Origin of the sequence: Vibrio sp. dhg (assembly GCF_003443775.1) — a bacterium.
Taxonomy (GTDB): domain Bacteria; phylum Pseudomonadota; class Gammaproteobacteria; order Enterobacterales; family Vibrionaceae; genus Vibrio; species Vibrio natriegens.
This window is the reverse complement of record NZ_CP028944.1, coordinates 645,446-664,605: the sequence shown is the minus strand read 5'-3', so window position 1 is coordinate 664,605 and position 19,160 is coordinate 645,446. Positions and strand designations below refer to the sequence as shown.

Genomic DNA, 19,160 nt, shown 5'->3' with positions numbered 1-19,160 from the left:
AATGCCTCCTAGAGCGCCGTTAATCCTGCGGAATAGGTGTTTCCGGAGGTATCAAAATAGTGCGTTTCACCGTATGGTTGGCCATCGATATAGGTTGTGACATAACGAATGGTGCGAGAGCAGTATTTCGGGCTTCTTATGCCTTCTTTACCACTGATGCGGCAACTCGTACCCTCAATGATTTTGCTTGGTTCAATGTCGTACTTTGTGCATTGACGCCAATCATTTCGCTCGTGCCACCGAACACAGACTTTTTGTGGAGGGATGTAAGCCGCAAGGCCATTTTTTGCGCTCATATCTGAACCGTTAGGGCTGCCATGAGGTACATCACCTGAGAACAAGCAGGATGCGAAGTTCGGTAATGGGGGCTTAAACTTTTTGATCCGCTTAACGAACGCTTTCTTAGCGCTACTGCAACCACTGGGAAAGCCCGCAGGCAGGCAGAGCCAAATCGCACATTCATCGTCGCTTGCGGCGTATGTGGGTTGAACAGGTAATAAAAAAGCCGCTGTGATAGCGGCCATAAAGAGTTTATGTTTCATGCGAGGTTCCTCGATGTAAGTTAAGGAGAGGGATTTCAGGGATATTCGCCTCGGAATATTTCACTCGTTCCGCGAACACCGGCTCTTCAAAGTAAATGATTTTCTCTGCGATGAAGGGACGTTGGTTCTCTTTTAAAATCAGTATCTTGATGCCGAGGTCTTTTGCTTTCGGGTGCTTTTCAAAGCCAAGCTCAACGATTTCATGCGGCATCATCAACGGGCGTTTAAGCTCATCTTCACTGGTCGTTCGGCTTGAACTCTTGCCCGTACTGCGGCTGACTTTACGCTTTTTCACTGTTTTAGTACCCAAGGTGTCAGAGAGCAGACGAACGTTTTCGTCCACTTCTTTCGGTGGGTAGACCACCTTGACGCCGTGGTTCTTACGAATGTTCTTCGCGTTCTCTCGGCCATAGACTTCTTCGAGCTGGCCTTCGTCTTGGTAAATGGTCAGAAATCGCAGGTTATAACCTGCGGTATAGCTGATCGCTTTTTCGATTTGTTTCACTCGGCCAAGGGCGGTGAACTCATCGAGCAGTCCCAAACACTGATATTTCAGGGTGTCGTCATGCTCTGGTAGGGTGCGGGTGTTTTCTGAAATTAGCTGTTCGAAGAACAAGTTGAACAGCTTGCCAAAGTTTTTGAGGTTGGCAGGTTGACAACCAACATAGATGGTCATTCGCTTCTTGCGAAGTTCACGAAAATCAAAATCAGAGCCGCTAACCGCTGCCGCTGTGACGCGGTCGCTGAATATAGCCAATGGACTGAGCAGGTTACTTTCGACGCTCGAATACGTCTCTTCGGCCATCGATAAACTGTTATTGAACTCAAAACGCGCATCGTCCGAGATGTAGTCATTTTTTAGCTCTCGGCGCATCCAAGCTCTAAGGCCGCCATCGATGCCGCCAAGATTCAGCACGTAAGGCAAAGAGGGCGTGATACCTGTGATGGACTCCGTATCGAGCATCCAACAACTGATCCCCTTAAACAATTTACCTGCCAGTTCATTCCAAATATCACTCTTATCCCCAGAAACTGGGTATAAGCTGTTAGCAATATTCAGCACATCACCCACCCGAAATATTTGGCTCCGGCGAACATAGTCGTAGGGGTTCCAGCGGTGGGTGCGCAGCTCTTCGCGCTCTCGAGCTTGCTCATCTACCGCAAAACCATCAGGCGCAAACATGAAAACATCTTGGCCACACTGTTGGCGAAACCCACCACTTTTCACTAAGTTCTCGAATTTAATGTCTACGCAAACCAGTGAGTCAGGGTAAGTCACACAGTTAGGAATAACGATGCCAACCCCTTTACCACTTCGTGTTGGGGCTGGTACTTCGACAAACTGTGAGCTCGCAAGCTCGATGAAGCGCCCTTTGAAGCGTCCCTTTGGCATCTTGCCTAATAGGATGCTCGGTTTCCTGTTTTTGGCTTTGGGGTTAGGGAAAAGGCCGGAGTTCACCAAATCCTTATCGGTCGCAAACTTCGCACTACCGTGGATCTCTTCTCTCTTTTGGCTCGCAATGGCGATCACGATAGCTATCAGTGTCGGGAGTAAAGTAATGGCAATACTGACTGTCACACCTATCACTAGGAATTTCTTGATTTCAGGGTTGTGGCTGTAGGCTTGCCACTGGTCAAAGAGGCTGTGATAAGTCAGGTGATCTAACGAGATACTGGTGAGCTTGTAATAGGCAGCGCTGCCGCCATACAAACCACCAATAAAGCACAGCAGGGTAAAAAAAAGGAACATTGAGAACCATGCTCCTTTTTTCTTTTTGGATAGCGCCATGATTAGCCCTCGCTTAACAGTCGATTCTTCTCGACGGGGTCGTAGTAGAGCTCGACAAGGTGAGTGTGTTTGAAAAAGGCAATTACATCGATGCTGGTTCGGATAGTTCGCATGATGTGTTCATAATCCAAGGTCTGGCCGACCTCAGATTGTTTGACCAATCCCGCCAGTCGTGCGGGTGTTGAGTAACAGTCGTTGGCATGAATGGTGGTGATTGAGCCTTCGTGTCCGGTGTTGAGCATTTCAAGGTATGTCCATGCCTCATCACCGCGCAGCTCGGCCAACAAAACATGATCGGGTTTCATTCGCATACAAGATTCGATGATTCGTTTGGGTGTTAAGCCGCCTTGTTTGTAAAACAAATGAAGGTGGTTCGGGTGGTGAGGTAAATCCAGCTCGTGCACATCCTCAATCGTGAAGAGACGCTTATCGGACGGGTATTCATCCACCATGGCCTTCATCACCGTGGTTTTGCCTGAACCTGTACCGCCAACCAATAAAATATTGAGCCTGCTCTTTACTGCCAGGCTAAAAAACTTCGCCATATCGCCAGCTTGCTTGAGCGTGAGAAGCTGTTCTTGAACCTGTGTTAATTCAACACGGTTCACATCCATTTCTTTAAAGCCTTCGAACCGCCCACTTTCTTGATAGCTCGAAAGGGCGAATCTCGTCACGGAGGGTTTTCGGATGGTCATGCTGACAATGCCGTTTTCAGTCGCAGGTGGAATTGCAATCTGACCTCGTTCGCCATCGGGAAAAATGACTGACGCGACCGGGTTTGCTTCACCAAGGGGAATGGTCAGCCCCGCGAAGGTGGCTAAGGCTTTCGCGAGATTGCTGCACATACTCAATGATAAGTTTGGGAGCGCGTCACTCTCCCAACCGTTGCCACGGTCAAACCACACCTCATTAGGGCGATTAATGGCGATCTCTGTAAGCCCTTCTAAGTCTAGGTAGAGGCGCAGTCCGGTCATGCTTAATAGTTGATTGACGGTGGCGGCCTTATCGATGGTGTTCATGATGATCCTCTTCGGTGTTGAACGTCCTTCGCTGCTCAATTGCTTTTTGTACCTCAAGCCAATAAATGACGAATTGCGGGGAGGCGTGAGCAAGGCGTTAGGGTGAAGTTGAATAGGGAGGTAGTTGGCCTGTCGGGTCTAAATTTCTACATATAGTTCATTAATGTCATCCCTAAGACCAACCAAATGAGCGGCTATTCGAAGGTGTACACACTCGACATATCAATGTCACGGGCGACAATGATGTTGATGCGTTGACCAATCTTGGTGTAGCCCGTTGGCGAGATATTGATGCTGCTTTCTAGCGCTTTTTCAGCCATGTTACTGGCATTCTCGGTAGAGCTGTCAAAGGTAATGTCACCATTAGAAGATGCAGCTTTATCTGCCAGGGCGCCAAATGCATCATCGAGGAAGGATAGTAAGATCGCGCCACCAAAGCGCTCTTTAAAGTGATTGTCGACCCAAGCTTCATTGCCACTGGCGCCTAGACGACCCGCGCCAAGTGAATCGATGCGAATAGAGATCCCGTTGGGTGTCTCCATATCAGCCCATGTGGTGAATAAACGATTTTTACCCGCTTCTAACTGAACGCTTTGCGACCCCGTCAGTAGTGAACCTCGTTCGACCAGTAACGCTTTACCATTGGCACTGTACACATCCTGAGTGACGCGGCAGGTTACGATGCCCTGATAGTCAGAAATAATCTGACTGTATAGCGCACAAGGAATGACAGAGCCGTGTTTCAACATAAAGTCTAAACTCCCTTGCTTACGTTTAGAGGCACGACCCATTGCAAAGGTAGGGGCGTCATAGCTATTGTCATAAGTGGCAGAGTCGGCACTGCTTTGGTAGCTTACAGCGTTGCCACTGTCTACATTGACCATGAGACCACCCATCAAACGGCGCTCTTGTGGTGTCGGTGGCGCGTTTTTGTCTCGCTTCGAAATTGTGGAAGGTTTTGGCGTTACGGTGGGCTCAGGAACGCCCGTTTTAGTGACAGTGACAGGTTTGTGTTGCTCAGCTTCAGACTTGGCTTGCTTGAGCTCTTGCTCTCGTTTCCATTTTTTGGCTCGTTCCTGCTGCGCCTTGACCTTTTCGTGTTCACGTTTCGCTTTCTCAAACCAAGCGCTATCGTTACCAACAGTGCCTTTTTCAACGCCAACCACTTCGGCACTGGCTTCTGGCTGCATTGGTTGCTCTTCTAATTCCGCTGCACGGAATCGATTGACAGCAAAAAGAACACCAACAGCGACGACCACTAAGGCTAAGATCACCAAAGCGATGACAATGGTCGCTTTGTTTTTCTTCTTGCGACCGCTGACCGTGAGATCGCCACGGTCAAGGTCTGCGCGCTCATAAGCGCTTGGGATGGTGTTGTTATCACTCATGACTCATCCTCCTTGATCACACGAGTCGCTTTAATCGAGCTCGCTTTTTGGTTATGGCCAGCAAACTCGACAAAGTGGGAAAGGATCCCTAAGACACGTTCGCCAAGGCGCAAACGGTATTCGTTGGCGATTGAGTGGATCACGATGGTGTCTTGCTCAATGTGGTAGTTCACTAAAGACTCTTTGCCATCGGGGTTGATTTGGTAAATCACAGGCAGTTCTGCATTTTTAGAAAACTTCATGCAGGTGAATCGCCCATCGTCCCATGCATAGGCAGGAGCCAATTCTTCATCACCCCACTTAACGTAACGGAAGTTGTAATTACCATCGGTACAAGGCGCTTTGAGAGGGGAGGTGTTGGCGTTCTTCGGTTTTGGATAACGCATTTTCACCACATAGAACGGTTGTTGGTTGGTGAACAGTTCAAATGAGTAGGTGCGCCCCAAATCGCTCACAATGGTTAAGTTGGTATCGGGCTGCTTGGCCTGAGGTTTAAAAAAAACATTGTTTCCACGAACATTAAACCCCCACGCGGCAGCGTCACCCATCCCTAAACCAGAATGTTCCCCGACGATGGTTTCATTGTTATCTAGCTGAATGAGTGTTGCGACTCCCACTTTGGTGCGTATCGCAATCACATCGCTAGGGTCATAGTCGGCATACACAATGCGGCGGTCTTTGCCTTGATGCTTTGGCAGCGTTAAAGCGCTGCTGGAAAACGCCATCAAACAAGCTAAAGAGACAATAAGTCGTTTCATCATTGGATCACCCTGTTTTCTTGATAACTGGTGACTCGGAAACCAAGTGGATTAAGTTGGCGCTCCGATTCCTTTGTGATTTCCTTGAGGTAATCAAAGGTGATGGTTGTGCTCCATTTGGTCGGCAGGAAACTGGTGTCAGGGGTATCGTCACTATTGAGCACCACTTTAGTGAAAAACACTTGCGCGAGCATTTGGTCCTGGCGTGTCGGCAAGAACGAAATCGCGACGTCTTCTAAGCGGATTTTTTTATAGTCCTTGAATACTTCAACCGGTGAGTTCTTCGCACGTAGTTGTGTGCTGTAGGCGCTAAATACATCATGGCGACTGGTGAGCTTGATGTAATCAAACGCATCTTGAACCGTCTGCCATTGGTAGGCGCCGCGAGTGATAACATAACGGTTTAACCAATGTTTATCTAACGCTTCGCCGTAGGTGATTTGTCTTGCGTCAGCGAGCGGTTGGATGATTTGTGACATGCCTGTTTGTGGGTCGATGTAGAGCAATCGATAGTCTACAGTTTTGAGCGGCATCATCACCACAATCGTAATACCAAGTATCAACGCTAGAACGCCTGAGCCGGTTGCGACTTTCCATGCGGTCTTAGCGGATGTTTTGGCGAGCTCGACACGGTCTTGCTCAAATAACTTGATCTCATTGAGATATTCATCGGCTTGCTTTTGATGCTTGGCGGTGGTTTTCTGCTCGGCCTTGGCATGATTGTTTGCCAAAGCAGAATCGATGGTTGTGCTCATGACATTTCTCCTTGGGTGTACAAATCAGCAAGGTTAACTTTGGAAGGATTAACGGGAGTGATATCGCCTTTTGGCTCTGGTGGCGGTGGTGGGGTGCCAGAGCAACCCACAGTCAAACACGCCACCAACAAGAAGGTGAGCGTCTTCATATACTGTCCTTATTTAGATACAAAAAAACCGCGTAAAGCGGTGCGGTGTATAGGGTGAGATAATGAGGGTGTTATTAGCCTGGTCTAATTCGGTTTTTGGTTTGGTCATACAAGGTTTTACCTGCGTTATACGTGCTTTGTCCTGCTTGTTTGGTTGCTCCCGCTCCGCTTTTTGCTAGATCACTAAGGCTTCGCACACCCATTCCCATATTGCTGACCAAGCCATTGATACCAACACCACCGGAAAGGGATGAGCAAAACACAGGAATTTGAACTGAAATTAAGATGCAGCAACCAAATAGAATAAACATTACAAAGATACTGCTTAGGGTCATTTTGTCCTCGCCACTGAACACGATGTAGTTAATGGTTTGGGTGAAAATGCTGAATGCAAGAGGGTAAACGATGGTTAAAAGCACATAATTAAAACATTGCCCCGTCCAAGTTTTAAACATACTTCGCGTTGAAGGAAAAAACGCAAACATAATGAATAGTGGTCCGAGGATGAGTAAGAAACTAACCATAATCTTAGCAATTAATAGGTATGAGGTCGCCACCAGTAAAAAGGGCATATACCCTAGTAAGATTAGGCAAGCAGAAAAGAGGAAAAGGATCGAGCGAGACCACGAATCGGTTAACCCAAAATTAGCTTGATTCCATACCGCATTGAATTGTCTCAACATGGTTTCAAACATAGTTTGCAAGCTCCCGCTTCCTGTACTGCCAAGTAGCGCGTTAGAAATATCATCTCCTGAGTAGTACACCATAGGAACAATGCTACTCAAATACCATGAGGTATTAAATGCTACGGTGGTACACAGCGCAAGAGAACCAATAAACTTTACGGACTCCATTATCATCATGTTTTCAGCATCACAGAGCGCCTGAAAAGCAAGGTAGATAGCATATAAAACAACACACGCCCCTATTAGGGGCGTGATAGTGGCTGCAAATACCCCAACGAAACTGGCTATATTCTGCTGTGTAATCTGATGAACAAAGTCGAAAAGAAGATCAAACATAGAGCCTCCTAATAGGAAATACCGTCCCCATTCGTGAATTGGTCGAAACTATTACCAAGCAGGGCTTTTCGAGCATTTTTACAGTTCTCACTTGGTGTGGCTGAGCTTTTTTCACACTCACTATGGACGTTGTTCGCCTCTTCTAAGTGCTGTGAGTAATATTCAGTAGTCTTAGTTTCATTGCCGCATCCCGTAAGGGTTGCAGAGATGAATAGTAGAGCTAGAAGCCTTTGCATAAGTCACTCCTTAATTAATAGGTAATGCCATCACCACTAGTGAAGGCATTGTACTGCGCGTTAAGTTGTTGTTCGTTCTCAAGGAGTCGCTGCCGCTCTAGCATGTCTGATATTGAATCCATCATGCGTTGCTCGTTTTGCATCTGCATGGTTTCAAAGTTAATGCTGTTAGCTAAGTCTTCTTTGGCCGCTGGCGTAGTTGCCGTTCCAAATTGACTGAGTAGCCGACTCATTCGTTCGTTGCGTTCAGTGCTACGCTTATACAGCATTTCCTGAAAACGAAATTGTTTCAGTTGCATATCGTAGCGTCTTTGTATCACCGGATCGTCTGAATAAAGGTCTAATTCAGAGCGCAAGTCAGATATATCGTCAATCGCGTCATACAAATCGTTGTACGTGCTGAGGTCGATCACATCGTTTAAGTTAGGGTCACTGAGAATTTCTTCAAATCCATAGTGACCTTCCACCATCGACTTATAATGGTCTGCCTGGTTTTTAAGTTGATTAAGACGGTTGCGTGCTTCACTTATCGACTGCATAAACTCTTGTGCTCGCTGTGCGCTATCAACCACCATCTGAGTGATACCCGCAACATCAACTACAGGGATACCCGATGCTTGTGTTGATGTGTTCAGTGTCAGTGCAATACATAGGGCGAGCGAGGTTCGTTTGAGCATAGCTATCTCCTTTTTAGCAGTTCAGGTATCCACAAATCAGGTTCATTACCCACCTCTGCACGAATGGTCTCGCACAGCACAATGTCATCGGTAGAACCTGAAATAATCGGTAGAAACTCATCAAAACCACCTAAATCCAGTTTCGCAAAACAACTGGTGTTAGATTGCTTAATGAGCATGATTCGGCTTTGTTTATTGAGCGCTTTGAGCTTAGTGAACTCGCCTTTTGTCAGGTTACATTGCTTGTAAGCGTCATACTCTGCATCAGGGTTAGGCAAATACACTTTGGTTGCGGTTTGTTGGATGATGGCCGGAAAAATTTCACACTGAATGGCATCTTCTGGTGACTGTGACGACAGCACCATAAACTCATTCATCAAACGCCCTGTTTTTAACGCACGTTTCATCACCGCCTGGGTGAGAGGGAAGTTCGCTGGCATCCAGAACTCTTCAACGATGGTTTGCAATAGCTTGCCAGACTCTTGCATCAGCTCTTTTAAAAAGAACAAACAGGCAAGAACTGGCTCACTGGCTGGGTGGACATTGCCGCTGGAATCTTTCTCCAGTAGCAAGGTTGAATCAAAGCCAATGCGCTCCATTGCTTTCGGATTGAACTGATTGTGAGGTGAGTCTAGGCACCAGGCGAGCTTGCCGTTTTCACTGCGACACCATCTACTGAGTCTCATACGCAAATCCTGATCTTGAATGGATTGCAACATCATACTGAGGCCGCGCATCGGAGCGTCAAAGTGCATCACGCTATCAATTGCATCTTTGATTTCTTTTTCATCATGGGCGCTGATATGACCTTGTGAATCTTGTGCCAGTCGGCAGACAAGACGGTTCAAAAAGCTAACCAGTTTCGGTGTATGCTCCAATTGGAAAGGGTTGATACCCGTATCTCCTCCTTCCTTAATCGAGAAGTATTCACCATTAAACGCACGGATAAACAGCTCGGTTGAGCGCTTATAATCGATACAAAATATTTGCTGATCAAAGCGAGTAAAAAAGCCAGTAAGGGTGGCTTCCAACGTAGTTTTACCTGAGCCAGACGCACCAAGGATCATGGTGTGTCCTGCGCTTTTCTCTCCTGTATTGTCCTTGCCCACCTCAGAGGCATGGCAGTTAAAGTAGAACAAGGAGTTCGATAAGGTTTTTAAGGGAATGATGGCACTACCATCACCAACCGGATTGCCAGATGCTTTGCCTGTAGAGTAATTGTGTAATGACCATGTAGAGGCAAGGTTAGCGATAGTACGAGGCGAGGGCTTAATTCGCTCTTTCGATGCTGGAAGGGCGCTAAGAAACGAAAACTGCGACTTGAGGTTTGAGCGTTTAAGTACCGTTCCTTTTGCTAAGAACTGACCATTTAAGTCAGCGCTATCCAACAACACTTTATCTGGCGAATTACCAATTACGGCCAGTGACGCGTGATAGTCACCAAAACTGACTACGCCAGAGGCAACATAATCTCGCGCCGTTTTCAGTTCCTCTAACTCATGCTCGGCATTGTCACTGGATTCAATAAGGTTGGTTTGCTTATCAATCATTTTTTGAGCCTTGACAGATTGCATGAAAATCATAGATTGAGTCAGAACAAACTCTGTAGGTTGACTCAAGATGAAATCCCACATGCCCATTTCAGTTGCTGTAGGGAGCGCATCGAGCTCGAAGAAGGTGGCGAACTTAGTTGCCTCGTTATTTGCATTGCGAACTTCGAGAAGGTCGTGACCGAAATGCCAGTCACTATGACCGATATAGTCTCGTACTTTTTCGGAGGTGAGGGGTTTTGGTTGGTCATTGTAGTTGAGCAAGTAAGAAAGGAACTCAACATGTTCACAACGGTGATCATTACTCACTTTTAGCACCTTACAATCAAAGCGCTTCAATGCTGCTGAGACGGTCTTGATAATATCACTGATCTCATCTTCTCCTTCCGCTAAGGTACCTTTGTAATTAAGTACAAAGGTGATGTAGTAACGGACACTGAAAAAATCCTCACCGGAAAAGTCTTGCAGGTAGCGTTCAGAAAAGCGCTGCATAAAGTCACTTTTGAAGCGGTAGTTTGCTTCAAAGTGCTCTTTGCGCTTAATGATGTGCGTCCACGTTGCAAGTTGACTGCCGTACTTTCTGGCAAGGGTGCTGAGGATGTTTTTTACTAGCTCAAAAGAGGATTTGAGCGTGTTGTATGACTCTGACTCGAAGGGAATTCCATTAAGGCTTATGGTCGCCATGATTTTTGAATCGTCCAAAGAAATCATGGAACGATTGATAGGGTAACCATAAGCAGGAAGTCGATCAGTCATGGGTATTGTTTTTAAACCATTCACTGACATGCTGCTTTCTCCTGAAAGGGTGGTTATCGATGGAGGTGAATGAAATGGTGTTGGATTGGCAGCGAAGGCGAGTTAAGAAACCTTTTGCCTCCCATTTCATATCATCAATAGCTCGGCTGTCTTCCATGCTGCGAATGCGGATGTAAAGCGGTCCCAAAGCAATAAAGGCTGGAAAACCCAGCCCTTTTACTCCGAAGAAACTCAGACCAATCCAACCAGTAATCAGCATGAGCAAAGCGCCCATTATTAGCGGGATAATAGGAATGCCAAGCATTAAGGGCTTACGAGCCAGTGAGTTATAACTGGCATATTGTTCTCGTTCTTCGTTATGCATGCTTAGCTTCCCCAAATTGACCAAGCGTAAGTGACAGCAGCAACGATACCGCCAGCACCCGCAGCTTTCGTGATACTGATGCCAACATCGCCCCATGTCTTTTTATCCATCAGAGCCAATATCACCATGACGATGCTGTATAGCACCACTGCTGAACCAAGAAGTTTGTATGCCCATGATGCGATTTCTTCGACCCAGTTAGTGGCTTCATCCAGGCCACCTGCGGCGAGTGCCGGATAACAGAAAAGAACCAGCATCATTGCGATGAATCCGGCTTTTAGGTTGCTGTGTGGGTGCGAATTTGAATTAAGAGTTTTCATTAAACGTTTCCTTATTAATAAGAGAAGTCACCAAACACATCCCAGGTATGGGCTTGCTTTGGTGGATTCGGTTTTGAAGGTTGAGAAGACTCAGAGGCTGAGTCGTAAGATTCAGAAATGGTGGTGGAGGGGAGTTTCTTAGCTCGATTGAATTTTTCAACGTAGCTCAGTCCTTTTTCTCCTTCACCTTGATAGCCTCGTATGAAGTTATTGGAGTAATAACAAGAGGCGGCATCATCAAGTAGTTGTTGGTGTGCCTTGTTTGGTGCTCGCGCTTTTGCGCGGTGGTAACACTTAGCGTAAATATCCGCTCCGACCTCAATGTTTTTGCAAGCGTCAAATGCGGTTTCGATAGTCATGCCATAGGCAGGAAAGTTGTCTTTAAAGATTTGCATCAGACCCAAACTGTACTTAAATCCTTGTTTTTCCAAATTAGTTGCGATTTGGATAGCTTCAAGTTTGGTTTTGGGTTGATTAACCGGTTTGGCTCCGACTACGGCGATAGCGTAGGGATTTCGTGAGCTTTCGTTATCGATAAGGCGTTTGAGGATGCTTGCATCAACTTGGCTTTGGCAGGTATTGAGTAGAGGGATTAACGCGCTCAACTCAAGGAGCATGGTTTTCCTCCTGTACGACACCAACCGCTGAGATGGTTGGATATCGTTGTAAGTGGTCTTTTAGTCGAATCGAGTATTCATCAACTAAGGTTTTCACCTTATACCTGCCTCGATACAGACACGGTACAACGCTTTTTCTTACCCTAATGGGGAGCTTAATGGACGTTCTGAAAACTATGCTATCAAGCCTATCTTGAGGGCTGTGATGAAAGCGCTGCACGTGGTCAATTAAGCGAAGGCAAGCCTCTTTTTTTAAGGAGCGAAAAGAGCGCCTGGATGCTTGGCTCAGAAGGTCGTAAGTTTGTTGGTCGAGGGTCAATTGTCCCTCAATGAGATCTTCTTTATCCATGTTGATTCTCCTTCTATTGTCCCAAGGTTGGATCTTTTTGGATAAAAAAAGCGCTAAGGTTTAGCGCGAGGCTTCATATGTTGGTCGAACTTAGATAAGTGATCTTTTAGACGAAATCGAGCTTCTTTGCGTTTCGACCTGTCGTTCGTTTCTGCTGATTTTTCAAGAAGTCGGTTGGTTTCCGCGTCCATTTCGAACCAAATTCCAGTTGGGTCTTGATTTGTGTTTTCTGGCATTTCATTTACCTCAGCGCTAAGAACTCGCGAGCATGAAATCGTCGGAAGTGATTGCGAGTTTGCTCTAGTTCGATGCTTTGTGGTGTTCGTTCTTTTGTTGCCTTATCTACCTTTGATTGAGTTCTCAGATAGCGATAAGAACGAAACCGTTTGAGTTTATTGGTCATAACTATTTCTCCTTGCGTGATTGCTCTTTCACTTTCATCGGCTCAGAGCAAAACCGAACCCTGCCCGTTTGCAAGACGTCGGGTGTGTTTGGGGAATATTTCACTCCACTAAGTTTTAGTGGGGCTTCCCCGTCGATAAAACTGATGCAGTGGAGCACGTTTCCAACGTTCTGTTGCGGAGTCTTATCTGCCTAGGCACAAATTGATAAAGAGCGATGTTTATATGTATATATATACATATGTATTGGAGTCGGTGTCAAAGTTAGGTGATCGAATTTTATGCGCGGTAATTCACAGTTTTGATATTCTCTAAAAACCAAGTGTGTTGTTTTAAATGATTGTATTTGATGGGTATTTTTATGTTTTTGTCTAGGGTCGGTTTTTATCGGTTGCTGTCGTCTATATGACTATGAAGGAGAGGAAGGGGAGTGGTGGTGTCTTTTGGCGCTGCTATTTATATGTCCATCTTTAGATGGGGCTAATACTTAACACAATGAACTTCATTTAAGATAAATGGCGGAAAAGTGTAGGAAAGAAATAAAGTTTGAGACTAGGTACGACAGAATCGCTTGGTGATCACAAGTTACGACACCGGATTGCAGTCTGCTCGGGGACAGAAGCGCCTTAGGTGAATACTGATAAGTTGGGAAAGGAGTTAAGTCAAAGTACAAATCGTCCATAGTGATCAAAAAGAAGTTACTAATCATCAGTATGGTAGAGAGAGTTGATATCAGAGTTAGACTCAACAAAGCGGAGAAGAGCCGAAAAATACGGTCAACCTGTTCTTAGTCCTACTGGTACTCTATATTGCCGCTGGCACGGAAAGCGGAGAGATTTTGGTTAGCAGACAGCCTCGTATACCGGAGCACTGATATTTCTGATTTAGTCGACCACCACACAGCCTTCAATAAAAAATAGCTTACATTGGCTGCTTGAATTGATCGAAGTAGGACTTATGTATATAAAATCTGGATCGACTCTGTCACCAAAGCCTGAGTGATTTGTGATATCACTCGAGAGCGAATCCCTGCGTGTTGCCAATATAGGGGGGAATACAGCGAAGCATCCGGTGCAATATTTACTAATTGTTTTGTTTCGAGCGTATTACCTAAAAAACCCTCGAGGGTTACACACCACCCCATTCCCAGCCTGGCCGCTTCAACAATCCCTGACGCACTCGGCAAATAATGCACGTAATTGGGCTGAACTTCGTGACCTGTTACCATTTTAATAAAGCGTTTCTGCAAAAAGTCTTTACGGTCATAATCAATCATGGGCGCGTGTTGAAACGCTTCTATCGTCAATCCATTACTAAAATAGCGCTCGTACATAGCAGGTGTTGCCACTGCACAATAGCGCATCTGCCCAAGTTCATGCACAACACACCCTTGCAATGGCCGGGGGTCAGAAGTTAAAGCACCAATCACGTGACCGCTTCTCAGGTGTTCTAAGGTAAAATCTTCATTGTCGATTCGAATATCAAACTGATAATTGTATTTATGAGAAAGCGGAGCCAACGCATTGAGTAGCCAAGTCGAGAAAGAGTCTTCATTAACCGCAATCGACAACATGTTCGAATGAACTGCTGAAGATTCCTCAGGTAGAAAGTCGTCCATGACTTCCGCTTCCAGCAAGGACATCGGTTTCACCCGAGTCAGCAATTTTTCTCCCGCAGGGGTCGGTTTGCAGGGAGACTGTCGAACTACCAGCAACTGACCAACGCGATCTTCCAGCTGTTTGATACGCTGTGAAATGGCTGAAGGTGTCACTGATAATCGCTTGGCCGCACGCTCAAAACTGGTTTCTTCGATCACAGCAATAAAAGCGACAACTTGTGGGGATAGTAAACTCATGGACTCTTATTAAGAATTTCTTAACTTAGTTAAGATTATATCGATTTTCTAATCTTTATGAGGCATACATACTCTATCCGAACGAAAAAAACATAAATAAGGAGACGTATGTTCATTGCTTCAGCCATCACTGGCTTTACTACCGGGGCCGGGTTACTCATGTGTATCGGTTCACAAAACGCCTTCGTTCTCAAACAAGGTCTGTTACGCCATCATCTATTTGCCGTTGCGTCAATTTGTATTCTCAGTGATATTGTGTTGATTTCATCTGGCATCGCAGGATTGGGGACCCTAATAAAACATTGGCCCAATTTGATGGAAATGTTTCGCTATGCAGGTGCAATATTTTTAGCATGGACAGCGCTATCTTCTGCCAAGCAAGCTTGGCATGGAAAAAGTCAATTGACTCCTTCCGCCGATGGTCTGCCGCAAACCAAAACAGTGATCTTAACTTGCCTTGGGTTTACGTGGCTTAACCCACACGTATATCTTGATACTGTATTTATGATCGGTAGTTTATCTATGCCCTATTCAGGAGTTGAAAAATGGAAATTTGCGATGGGCGCTTTATCGGCCAGTGTAGTGTGGTTCGTTGCGATTACCTACGGCGCAAAAGTTTTGTTACCTCTGTTTCGTAATCCGCATGCGTGGCGCATTCTTGATGCCGTAGTGGCGATGATGATGGGCTATTTATCAGTGTCGTTGCTCATAACACCACTTCCGTAAATCCCACGTCCCACTGTCATTTATGGAAACTTCGGGCATAAGTATCCAGTAAGGTGCACACCGAGATTTTGACCATATATTAGATAATGTAGGGCAAATTCTGACGGAATTTATTGGTCGCGAATCTGATCACAACGCGTAAAGGGGCATAGGCTTTTCAGAAATAAAGAAAAGCCTGTTGTGTCTGGTAGAAATTAAATCACTTTAGATATGAAAGGTAGGTTGCGGGACTTATCTTGCCAAGGTAGGCCATACCCAACCAACAGGTCATCACTTTTCATTTCATAAGCAAAGTATTGAGGAACTGGAATATCTACTCGACTGGGTTTCACAAACAGTGTTGCTATTGATAAAGACTTAATATCAAAATTGTTGATTAAATGCTCAGTCAGGCGTTTCATTGTCCCTCCGGATTCAATCGCATCATCAATCAAAATGACATTTCTTCCCGTAACGTTGATGTTCTGGTGATACACAATTTCAGAATTATTGTTTCTATCTCCGGGAGTATGCGGGCAAGAGATATAATCCATACTGATATCAAAGGATAACTGGCGAACAAGATCTGCCGTAAATAATATTCCGCCAGGGACAACGGTAATCACGACAACATCGTGAAATTGTTGATTAAGCTGTTGAGCAACACGTTTTACTCCTTCCTGAACCTGAGCTTCATTCAATACTACTTCACCAACATATGGAATTGTTTTCATTACTTCGCTTCCTTCTCTTCTGGAGTCGTGCCCGATGAACATTTAAGTTCACGAATAACACGAGCGGGATTACCACCAATGACCAGGTTGTCACCAAAACTCTTAGTGACGACACTTCCGGAGGCAACAACCACATTGTTACCCAAAGTGACACCCGGGTTTATCGTCGCATGCCCACCAATCCAGCAATCATTTCCTATGTGAATCGGCTTTGCAGACTCTAGCCCACTGGCTCGCTCAATTGGGTCAAGTGGATGTGTCGCGGTATAGATACCCACTTGAGGTCCCAGCATACAGTTATCGCCAAAACTCACTTCGGCACAATCCAGAATGACGCAATCGTAATTGGCGAAAAAATTGGAGCCAACATAGATATTGCAACCGTAGTCGCAATAAAAGTTTTGATGAATCGAGATATTGTCACCCGCTTTGCCCAGTAAGCTTGTCAGAAGCTTCAAACGGCTTTCTTCTTCCTCAAAGGAAGAATGATTAAATTTATCAATCAATTTCCTCGCCCGGGCACGCATTAGACTCAAATTGTTATCACTTGGATTATATAGCTCTCCAGCGAGCATTTTCTGAAATTCATTCACAAATCATTACCTTGCCTAAATTGAAAAAACTGAGGTGATGCGATTAATACTTTCACTTATGGTCAAAGATTGCCGTTTTATCGAATTCACTACAACGCCGTCATCGGTAGTACTCACAAGCAAATTTTCGTCACTGGGAAGACAAGAACTGGTTGGTTCTTTTCTACTTTGAATAACAACCATTGGAATATCGCCACAGAGTTGTGACTCAAATAATGAGGAATCCAGGTAAGGATTATTGCCGGTTGACACGTGAATAATCCCTTCACACCTCTGCTCTATCAGTGCCTGGAAGGTTTTCAATCGAGAGAAGTGCTCATTCTGGTTTCGCAGCACTATCAGAGGCTTATTCAATTGACTCATTCTCTCTAAGAGCTGAGAAAGAAATTCTGTTACTACAGGGTTCTTATTCAGGCTTTCAGAGATGATGACTCCAATGACAGAGTTCTTTCTTGTCGTAAGCGCTCGTGCCAGTGCGTTAGGACGATATCCTAACCCCTCCATTGCAACTGTTACTTTTTGAGTAATTTCAGGTGATACCGCCAGACCATTAACCACTCTTGATACACTTGCTTTAGATACTCCCGCGGAATTTGCAACATCCTGCATCGTTACCATCGCACAACTCTCCATACAAATTGGCTAATCTTTAATTTGTCAAACCATCAATGACTACTCGGAAGGGAGTATACACAAAAACAAACAATAATGAATGCATATAAACAAGTAAAATGTCCATGTGTTGATCTTTTTATTCACTTGTGTTCTTATTCTTTCAGTAAAACCGATCAAATAAATGGGAAATGCAATAATGATTAAACTGATTATCACTGATATGGATGGCACTTTTCTAAACAGCCATGGTGATTACAACCGCGAATTATTTCAGGAAGTCGTCACCAGCATGCAGGAGCATGGTGTGAAATTCGCCCCTTGTACTGGTAAGCAAGTTGAACGTGTTGAAGAACTATTCGGCGAGCAAAGCAAAGATTTTTGGATACTCGGAGACAGTGCTACTCGTATCAAACACCAGGGAGAGTTTATTTATCAATCTCTTCTCAACAACACATTAGGGCTTAATATTATTCAGCAATTAGAATCCATCGAAGGTTCACATATTGTGATTGCGTGTACCCCCGAATTTGCCGCTATCAAACGAGATACACCCGAGCATTTACGCACCTTAGTGAGACGTTCTTATGCTGAGGTAAAACTGGTCGATTCATATGAAGATATTGCTTCTGACTTCGTTAAGATCACTGTTTATGATGAGAATAAACAGTGCCCAACAATCCGTCCTCAGCTTTCTCACTTTGACGAACACGCCTATATCGTTGTCTCGGAACCTGCATGGATCGATATCGCCAATGAAGGCGTTCACAAAGGTACCACTGTTGAAAAGTTACAGTCCATCGTCGGAGCGACAGAAGCGGAAACCATGGTATTTGGAGATGGATTCAATGATATTGAACTGATGGAACGTGCTCACTTTAGCTTTGCTATGCGTAACGCTTTTGAGGAAACGAAAGCGGCGGCAAACTACATTACCCGTTCGAATGATGAGGATGGTGTGATGCATACGATTTTACAGTTCTTAGCACTCCAAAGAAAATAATAATCGGCTTTTTAAGTGGGCGTGACGAAAGGCGTAACCAGTTAAAAACTCGAATTCCGACAAGCATAAACGAACAGATATGAACATAAAGCGTGTTTGTTTATAATGAATGTCATCGCTCATGAATAGAAAATGATAATGGAAAAATTTTCACCAGAAGAACGTCATCAGTTAATCCTGAATTTACTGGAATCTCATAACAAAGTAATGGCAACCGATTTAGCCGTTCAACTTGGAACGACCGAAGCCACTATTCGTCGAGATTTACGTTTTCTTGCCAATGAAGGATTGTGTAAACGAATTCATGGTGGAGTGCTGTCTCTCGTACCACCGACAGGGACACAAGAGCAACGCCTGGAAAACAGAAATAGCGAAAAGCAAGCTCTGGCGCTCGCCGCATTAACCATTATCAAAGCCGAACAAGTCATTTTCTTAGATGCCAGCAGTACCCATATGTTGCTCGCAAGCTTGTTACCTAACGATATCGGTTTAACTGTCGTTACCAATAGCCCGGCTATAGCTACCCGATTACTGGAAAGACAGCATATTCGCACCATTCTTATTGGTGGTGAGCTTAATTATGCCGTTGGCGGTGCCATAGACATTACAGCGGTAGAAGCGTTAAGCAAATTTCGATTTGATCTTTGTTTTATGGGGATTTGTGGTTGGTCATCTGAAGCTGGATTCAGCGCTATTCACTATCAGGACGGTGAATTCAAACGCCATGCAGCGTCTAAAGCCGGAGCGATTGTTGCGTTATGTACAGAAGACAAAATCGAGGCATTAGCTCCGTACCCATTTATGACGTCTGAAGATGTTGATTATTTAATCTGCTCTCCAAACAATACCGTGGCAAAAGACTATTTCAGCCAATTAGACTGCACCGTGATTACCAGTAATCCTCTTTAGCGGAAAATTTTAAGACTTCTAAGGTTGATATGCAGACTGCCATTCGGATAACTTGAA

24 protein-coding genes are annotated in these 19,160 nt (G+C 45.1%); 3 read left to right on the top strand and 21 right to left on the bottom strand.

The features are described 5' to 3' along the window. Positions 1–8: 8 nt before the first annotated feature. The 18 genes from DBX26_RS18685 to DBX26_RS18610 form a co-directional block, all read right to left on the bottom strand. Complete coding sequence (locus DBX26_RS18685; protein WP_118120519.1) at positions 9–542, bottom strand: conjugal transfer protein TraL; 534 nt, start codon at positions 540–542, stop codon at positions 9–11. Next, positions 532–2,292: a type IV secretory system conjugative DNA transfer family protein gene (locus DBX26_RS18680; RefSeq protein ID WP_118121232.1), complete on the bottom strand. Its 1,761-nt coding sequence runs from the start codon at positions 2,290–2,292 to the stop codon at positions 532–534. The genes DBX26_RS18685 and DBX26_RS18680 overlap by 11 nt, the downstream gene beginning before the upstream one ends. Positions 2,293–2,333: 41 nt before the next feature. Beyond that, the gene (gene virB11 / locus DBX26_RS18675; protein ID WP_118120517.1) at positions 2,334–3,350 is read right to left on the bottom strand and encodes a P-type DNA transfer ATPase VirB11; all 1,017 of its coding nucleotides are present in this window, start codon (positions 3,348–3,350) and stop codon (positions 2,334–2,336) included. A 194-nt stretch (positions 3,351–3,544) separates the two neighbouring features. Further along, positions 3,545–4,738, bottom strand: a complete 1,194-nt coding sequence (gene virB10 / locus DBX26_RS18670; RefSeq protein WP_118120515.1) for a type IV secretion system protein VirB10 — start codon at positions 4,736–4,738, stop codon at positions 3,545–3,547. Beyond that, positions 4,735–5,499: a TrbG/VirB9 family P-type conjugative transfer protein gene (locus DBX26_RS18665; RefSeq protein ID WP_118120513.1), complete on the bottom strand. Its 765-nt coding sequence runs from the start codon at positions 5,497–5,499 to the stop codon at positions 4,735–4,737. The genes virB10 and DBX26_RS18665 overlap by 4 nt, the downstream gene beginning before the upstream one ends. Further along, positions 5,496–6,251, bottom strand: coding sequence for a virB8 family protein (locus DBX26_RS18660; RefSeq protein ID WP_118120511.1), 756 nt, complete (start codon positions 6,249–6,251; stop codon positions 5,496–5,498). The genes DBX26_RS18665 and DBX26_RS18660 overlap by 4 nt, the downstream gene beginning before the upstream one ends. Next, positions 6,248–6,400 carry a hypothetical protein gene (locus DBX26_RS25530; protein ID WP_162889749.1) on the bottom strand — a complete coding sequence of 51 codons (153 nt, stop codon included), beginning with the start codon at positions 6,398–6,400 and terminating at the stop codon, positions 6,248–6,250. The genes DBX26_RS18660 and DBX26_RS25530 overlap by 4 nt, the downstream gene beginning before the upstream one ends. 74 nt (positions 6,401–6,474) lie before the next feature. Next, positions 6,475–7,422 (bottom strand): type IV secretion system protein, encoded by a 948-nt coding sequence (locus DBX26_RS18655; RefSeq protein WP_118120509.1) that lies wholly within the window; start codon positions 7,420–7,422, stop codon positions 6,475–6,477. A gap of 8 nt (positions 7,423–7,430) precedes the next feature. After that, positions 7,431–7,658 carry an EexN family lipoprotein gene (locus tag DBX26_RS18650; protein ID WP_118120507.1) on the bottom strand — a complete coding sequence of 76 codons (228 nt, stop codon included), beginning with the start codon at positions 7,656–7,658 and terminating at the stop codon, positions 7,431–7,433. Positions 7,659–7,672: 14 nt separating this feature from the next. Continuing rightward, complete coding sequence (locus DBX26_RS18645; protein WP_118120505.1) at positions 7,673–8,335, bottom strand: type IV secretion system protein; 663 nt, start codon at positions 8,333–8,335, stop codon at positions 7,673–7,675. A gap of 2 nt (positions 8,336–8,337) precedes the next feature. Next, a complete protein-coding gene (locus DBX26_RS18640) occupies positions 8,338–10,671 on the bottom strand; it encodes a conjugal transfer protein TraE (RefSeq protein WP_118120503.1) in 2,334 nt (777 codons plus the stop codon). Next, the gene (locus tag DBX26_RS18635; RefSeq protein ID WP_118120502.1) at positions 10,634–11,005 is read right to left on the bottom strand and encodes a conjugal transfer protein TraD; all 372 of its coding nucleotides are present in this window, start codon (positions 11,003–11,005) and stop codon (positions 10,634–10,636) included. Before DBX26_RS18635 ends, DBX26_RS18640 begins: the two co-directional genes overlap by 38 nt. A gap of 2 nt (positions 11,006–11,007) precedes the next feature. Beyond that, complete coding sequence (locus DBX26_RS18630; RefSeq protein WP_118120500.1) at positions 11,008–11,325, bottom strand: conjugal transfer protein; 318 nt, start codon at positions 11,323–11,325, stop codon at positions 11,008–11,010. A 14-nt stretch (positions 11,326–11,339) separates the two neighbouring features. Further along, positions 11,340–11,942: a lytic transglycosylase domain-containing protein gene (locus tag DBX26_RS18625; protein ID WP_118120498.1), complete on the bottom strand. Its 603-nt coding sequence runs from the start codon at positions 11,940–11,942 to the stop codon at positions 11,340–11,342. Next, a complete protein-coding gene (locus DBX26_RS18620; protein WP_118120496.1) occupies positions 11,932–12,291 on the bottom strand; it encodes a TraY domain-containing protein in 360 nt (119 codons plus the stop codon). The genes DBX26_RS18625 and DBX26_RS18620 overlap by 11 nt, the downstream gene beginning before the upstream one ends. A gap of 53 nt (positions 12,292–12,344) precedes the next feature. After that, complete coding sequence (locus tag DBX26_RS18615) at positions 12,345–12,527, bottom strand: TraY domain-containing protein (RefSeq protein WP_118120494.1); 183 nt, start codon at positions 12,525–12,527, stop codon at positions 12,345–12,347. A 5-nt stretch (positions 12,528–12,532) separates the two neighbouring features. Continuing rightward, positions 12,533–12,694, bottom strand: coding sequence for a hypothetical protein (locus DBX26_RS25525; RefSeq protein WP_162889748.1), 162 nt, complete (start codon positions 12,692–12,694; stop codon positions 12,533–12,535). A 953-nt stretch (positions 12,695–13,647) separates the two neighbouring features. Then, on the bottom strand, positions 13,648–14,547 hold the full coding sequence (locus DBX26_RS18610; protein ID WP_118120492.1) for a LysR family transcriptional regulator ArgP: 900 nt from the start codon (positions 14,545–14,547) through the stop codon (positions 13,648–13,650). 108 nt (positions 14,548–14,655) lie between these two features. Between DBX26_RS18610 and DBX26_RS18605 the strand changes: the two genes are divergently transcribed. Beyond that, complete coding sequence (locus DBX26_RS18605; protein ID WP_118120490.1) at positions 14,656–15,273, top strand: LysE/ArgO family amino acid transporter; 618 nt, start codon at positions 14,656–14,658, stop codon at positions 15,271–15,273. A 194-nt stretch (positions 15,274–15,467) separates the two neighbouring features. Here DBX26_RS18605 and DBX26_RS18600 read toward each other — a convergent pair whose 3' ends face one another. From DBX26_RS18600 to DBX26_RS18590, 3 genes are read right to left on the bottom strand one after another with little or no spacing between them, the layout of a single operon-like run. Then, positions 15,468–15,986 carry a phosphoribosyltransferase gene (locus DBX26_RS18600; protein WP_118120488.1) on the bottom strand — a complete coding sequence of 173 codons (519 nt, stop codon included), beginning with the start codon at positions 15,984–15,986 and terminating at the stop codon, positions 15,468–15,470. Continuing rightward, entirely contained in the window at positions 15,986–16,579 is a 594-nt protein-coding gene (locus tag DBX26_RS18595; RefSeq protein ID WP_118120486.1) for a sugar O-acetyltransferase, read from the bottom strand. The genes DBX26_RS18600 and DBX26_RS18595 overlap by 1 nt, the downstream gene beginning before the upstream one ends. Positions 16,580–16,594: 15 nt before the next feature. Next, the gene (locus DBX26_RS18590) at positions 16,595–17,197 is read right to left on the bottom strand and encodes a LacI family DNA-binding transcriptional regulator (protein ID WP_162889747.1); all 603 of its coding nucleotides are present in this window, start codon (positions 17,195–17,197) and stop codon (positions 16,595–16,597) included. Positions 17,198–17,390: 193 nt separating this feature from the next. Between DBX26_RS18590 and DBX26_RS18585 the strand changes: the two genes are divergently transcribed. Together DBX26_RS18585 and DBX26_RS18580 are read left to right on the top strand one after the other, a co-directional pair. Continuing rightward, positions 17,391–18,194 (top strand): HAD family hydrolase, encoded by an 804-nt coding sequence (locus tag DBX26_RS18585; protein WP_118120482.1) that lies wholly within the window; start codon positions 17,391–17,393, stop codon positions 18,192–18,194. Between the two features lie 138 nt (positions 18,195–18,332). Further along, positions 18,333–19,103 carry a DeoR/GlpR family DNA-binding transcription regulator gene (locus tag DBX26_RS18580; RefSeq protein ID WP_118120480.1) on the top strand — a complete coding sequence of 257 codons (771 nt, stop codon included), beginning with the start codon at positions 18,333–18,335 and terminating at the stop codon, positions 19,101–19,103. Positions 19,104–19,160 lie beyond the last annotated feature (57 nt).

Bases quoted from the DNA above. Each gene is read 5' to 3' on its own strand.
- DBX26_RS18685 (WP_118120519.1), bottom strand. From the start codon at position 542: ATGAAACATAAACTCTTTATGGCCGCTATCACAGCGGCTTTTTTATTA.
- DBX26_RS18680 (WP_118121232.1), bottom strand. From the start codon at position 2,292: ATGTTCCTTTTTTTTACCCTGCTGTGCTTTATTGGTGGTTTGTATGGC.
- virB11 (WP_118120517.1), bottom strand. From the start codon at position 3,350: ATGAACACCATCGATAAGGCCGCCACCGTCAATCAACTATTAAGCATG.
- virB10 (WP_118120515.1), bottom strand. From the start codon at position 4,738: ATGAGTGATAACAACACCATCCCAAGCGCTTATGAGCGCGCAGACCTT.
- DBX26_RS18665 (WP_118120513.1), bottom strand. From the start codon at position 5,499: ATGATGAAACGACTTATTGTCTCTTTAGCTTGTTTGATGGCGTTTTCC.
- DBX26_RS18660 (WP_118120511.1), bottom strand. From the start codon at position 6,251: ATGAGCACAACCATCGATTCTGCTTTGGCAAACAATCATGCCAAGGCC.
- DBX26_RS25530 (WP_162889749.1), bottom strand. From the start codon at position 6,400: ATGAAGACGCTCACCTTCTTGTTGGTGGCGTGTTTGACTGTGGGTTGC.
- DBX26_RS18655 (WP_118120509.1), bottom strand. From the start codon at position 7,422: ATGTTTGATCTTCTTTTCGACTTTGTTCATCAGATTACACAGCAGAAT.
- DBX26_RS18650 (WP_118120507.1), bottom strand. From the start codon at position 7,658: ATGCAAAGGCTTCTAGCTCTACTATTCATCTCTGCAACCCTTACGGGA.
- DBX26_RS18645 (WP_118120505.1), bottom strand. From the start codon at position 8,335: ATGCTCAAACGAACCTCGCTCGCCCTATGTATTGCACTGACACTGAAC.
- DBX26_RS18640 (WP_118120503.1), bottom strand. From the start codon at position 10,671: ATGTCAGTGAATGGTTTAAAAACAATACCCATGACTGATCGACTTCCT.
- DBX26_RS18635 (WP_118120502.1), bottom strand. From the start codon at position 11,005: ATGCATAACGAAGAACGAGAACAATATGCCAGTTATAACTCACTGGCT.
- DBX26_RS18630 (WP_118120500.1), bottom strand. From the start codon at position 11,325: ATGAAAACTCTTAATTCAAATTCGCACCCACACAGCAACCTAAAAGCC.
- DBX26_RS18625 (WP_118120498.1), bottom strand. From the start codon at position 11,942: ATGCTCCTTGAGTTGAGCGCGTTAATCCCTCTACTCAATACCTGCCAA.
- DBX26_RS18620 (WP_118120496.1), bottom strand. From the start codon at position 12,291: ATGGATAAAGAAGATCTCATTGAGGGACAATTGACCCTCGACCAACAA.
- DBX26_RS18615 (WP_118120494.1), bottom strand. From the start codon at position 12,527: ATGCCAGAAAACACAAATCAAGACCCAACTGGAATTTGGTTCGAAATG.
- DBX26_RS25525 (WP_162889748.1), bottom strand. From the start codon at position 12,694: ATGACCAATAAACTCAAACGGTTTCGTTCTTATCGCTATCTGAGAACT.
- DBX26_RS18610 (WP_118120492.1), bottom strand. From the start codon at position 14,547: ATGAGTTTACTATCCCCACAAGTTGTCGCTTTTATTGCTGTGATCGAA.
- DBX26_RS18605 (WP_118120490.1), top strand. From the start codon at position 14,656: ATGTTCATTGCTTCAGCCATCACTGGCTTTACTACCGGGGCCGGGTTA.
- DBX26_RS18600 (WP_118120488.1), bottom strand. From the start codon at position 15,986: ATGAAAACAATTCCATATGTTGGTGAAGTAGTATTGAATGAAGCTCAG.
- DBX26_RS18590 (WP_162889747.1), bottom strand. From the start codon at position 17,197: ATGGTAACGATGCAGGATGTTGCAAATTCCGCGGGAGTATCTAAAGCA.
- DBX26_RS18585 (WP_118120482.1), top strand. From the start codon at position 17,391: ATGATTAAACTGATTATCACTGATATGGATGGCACTTTTCTAAACAGC.
- DBX26_RS18580 (WP_118120480.1), top strand. From the start codon at position 18,333: ATGGAAAAATTTTCACCAGAAGAACGTCATCAGTTAATCCTGAATTTA.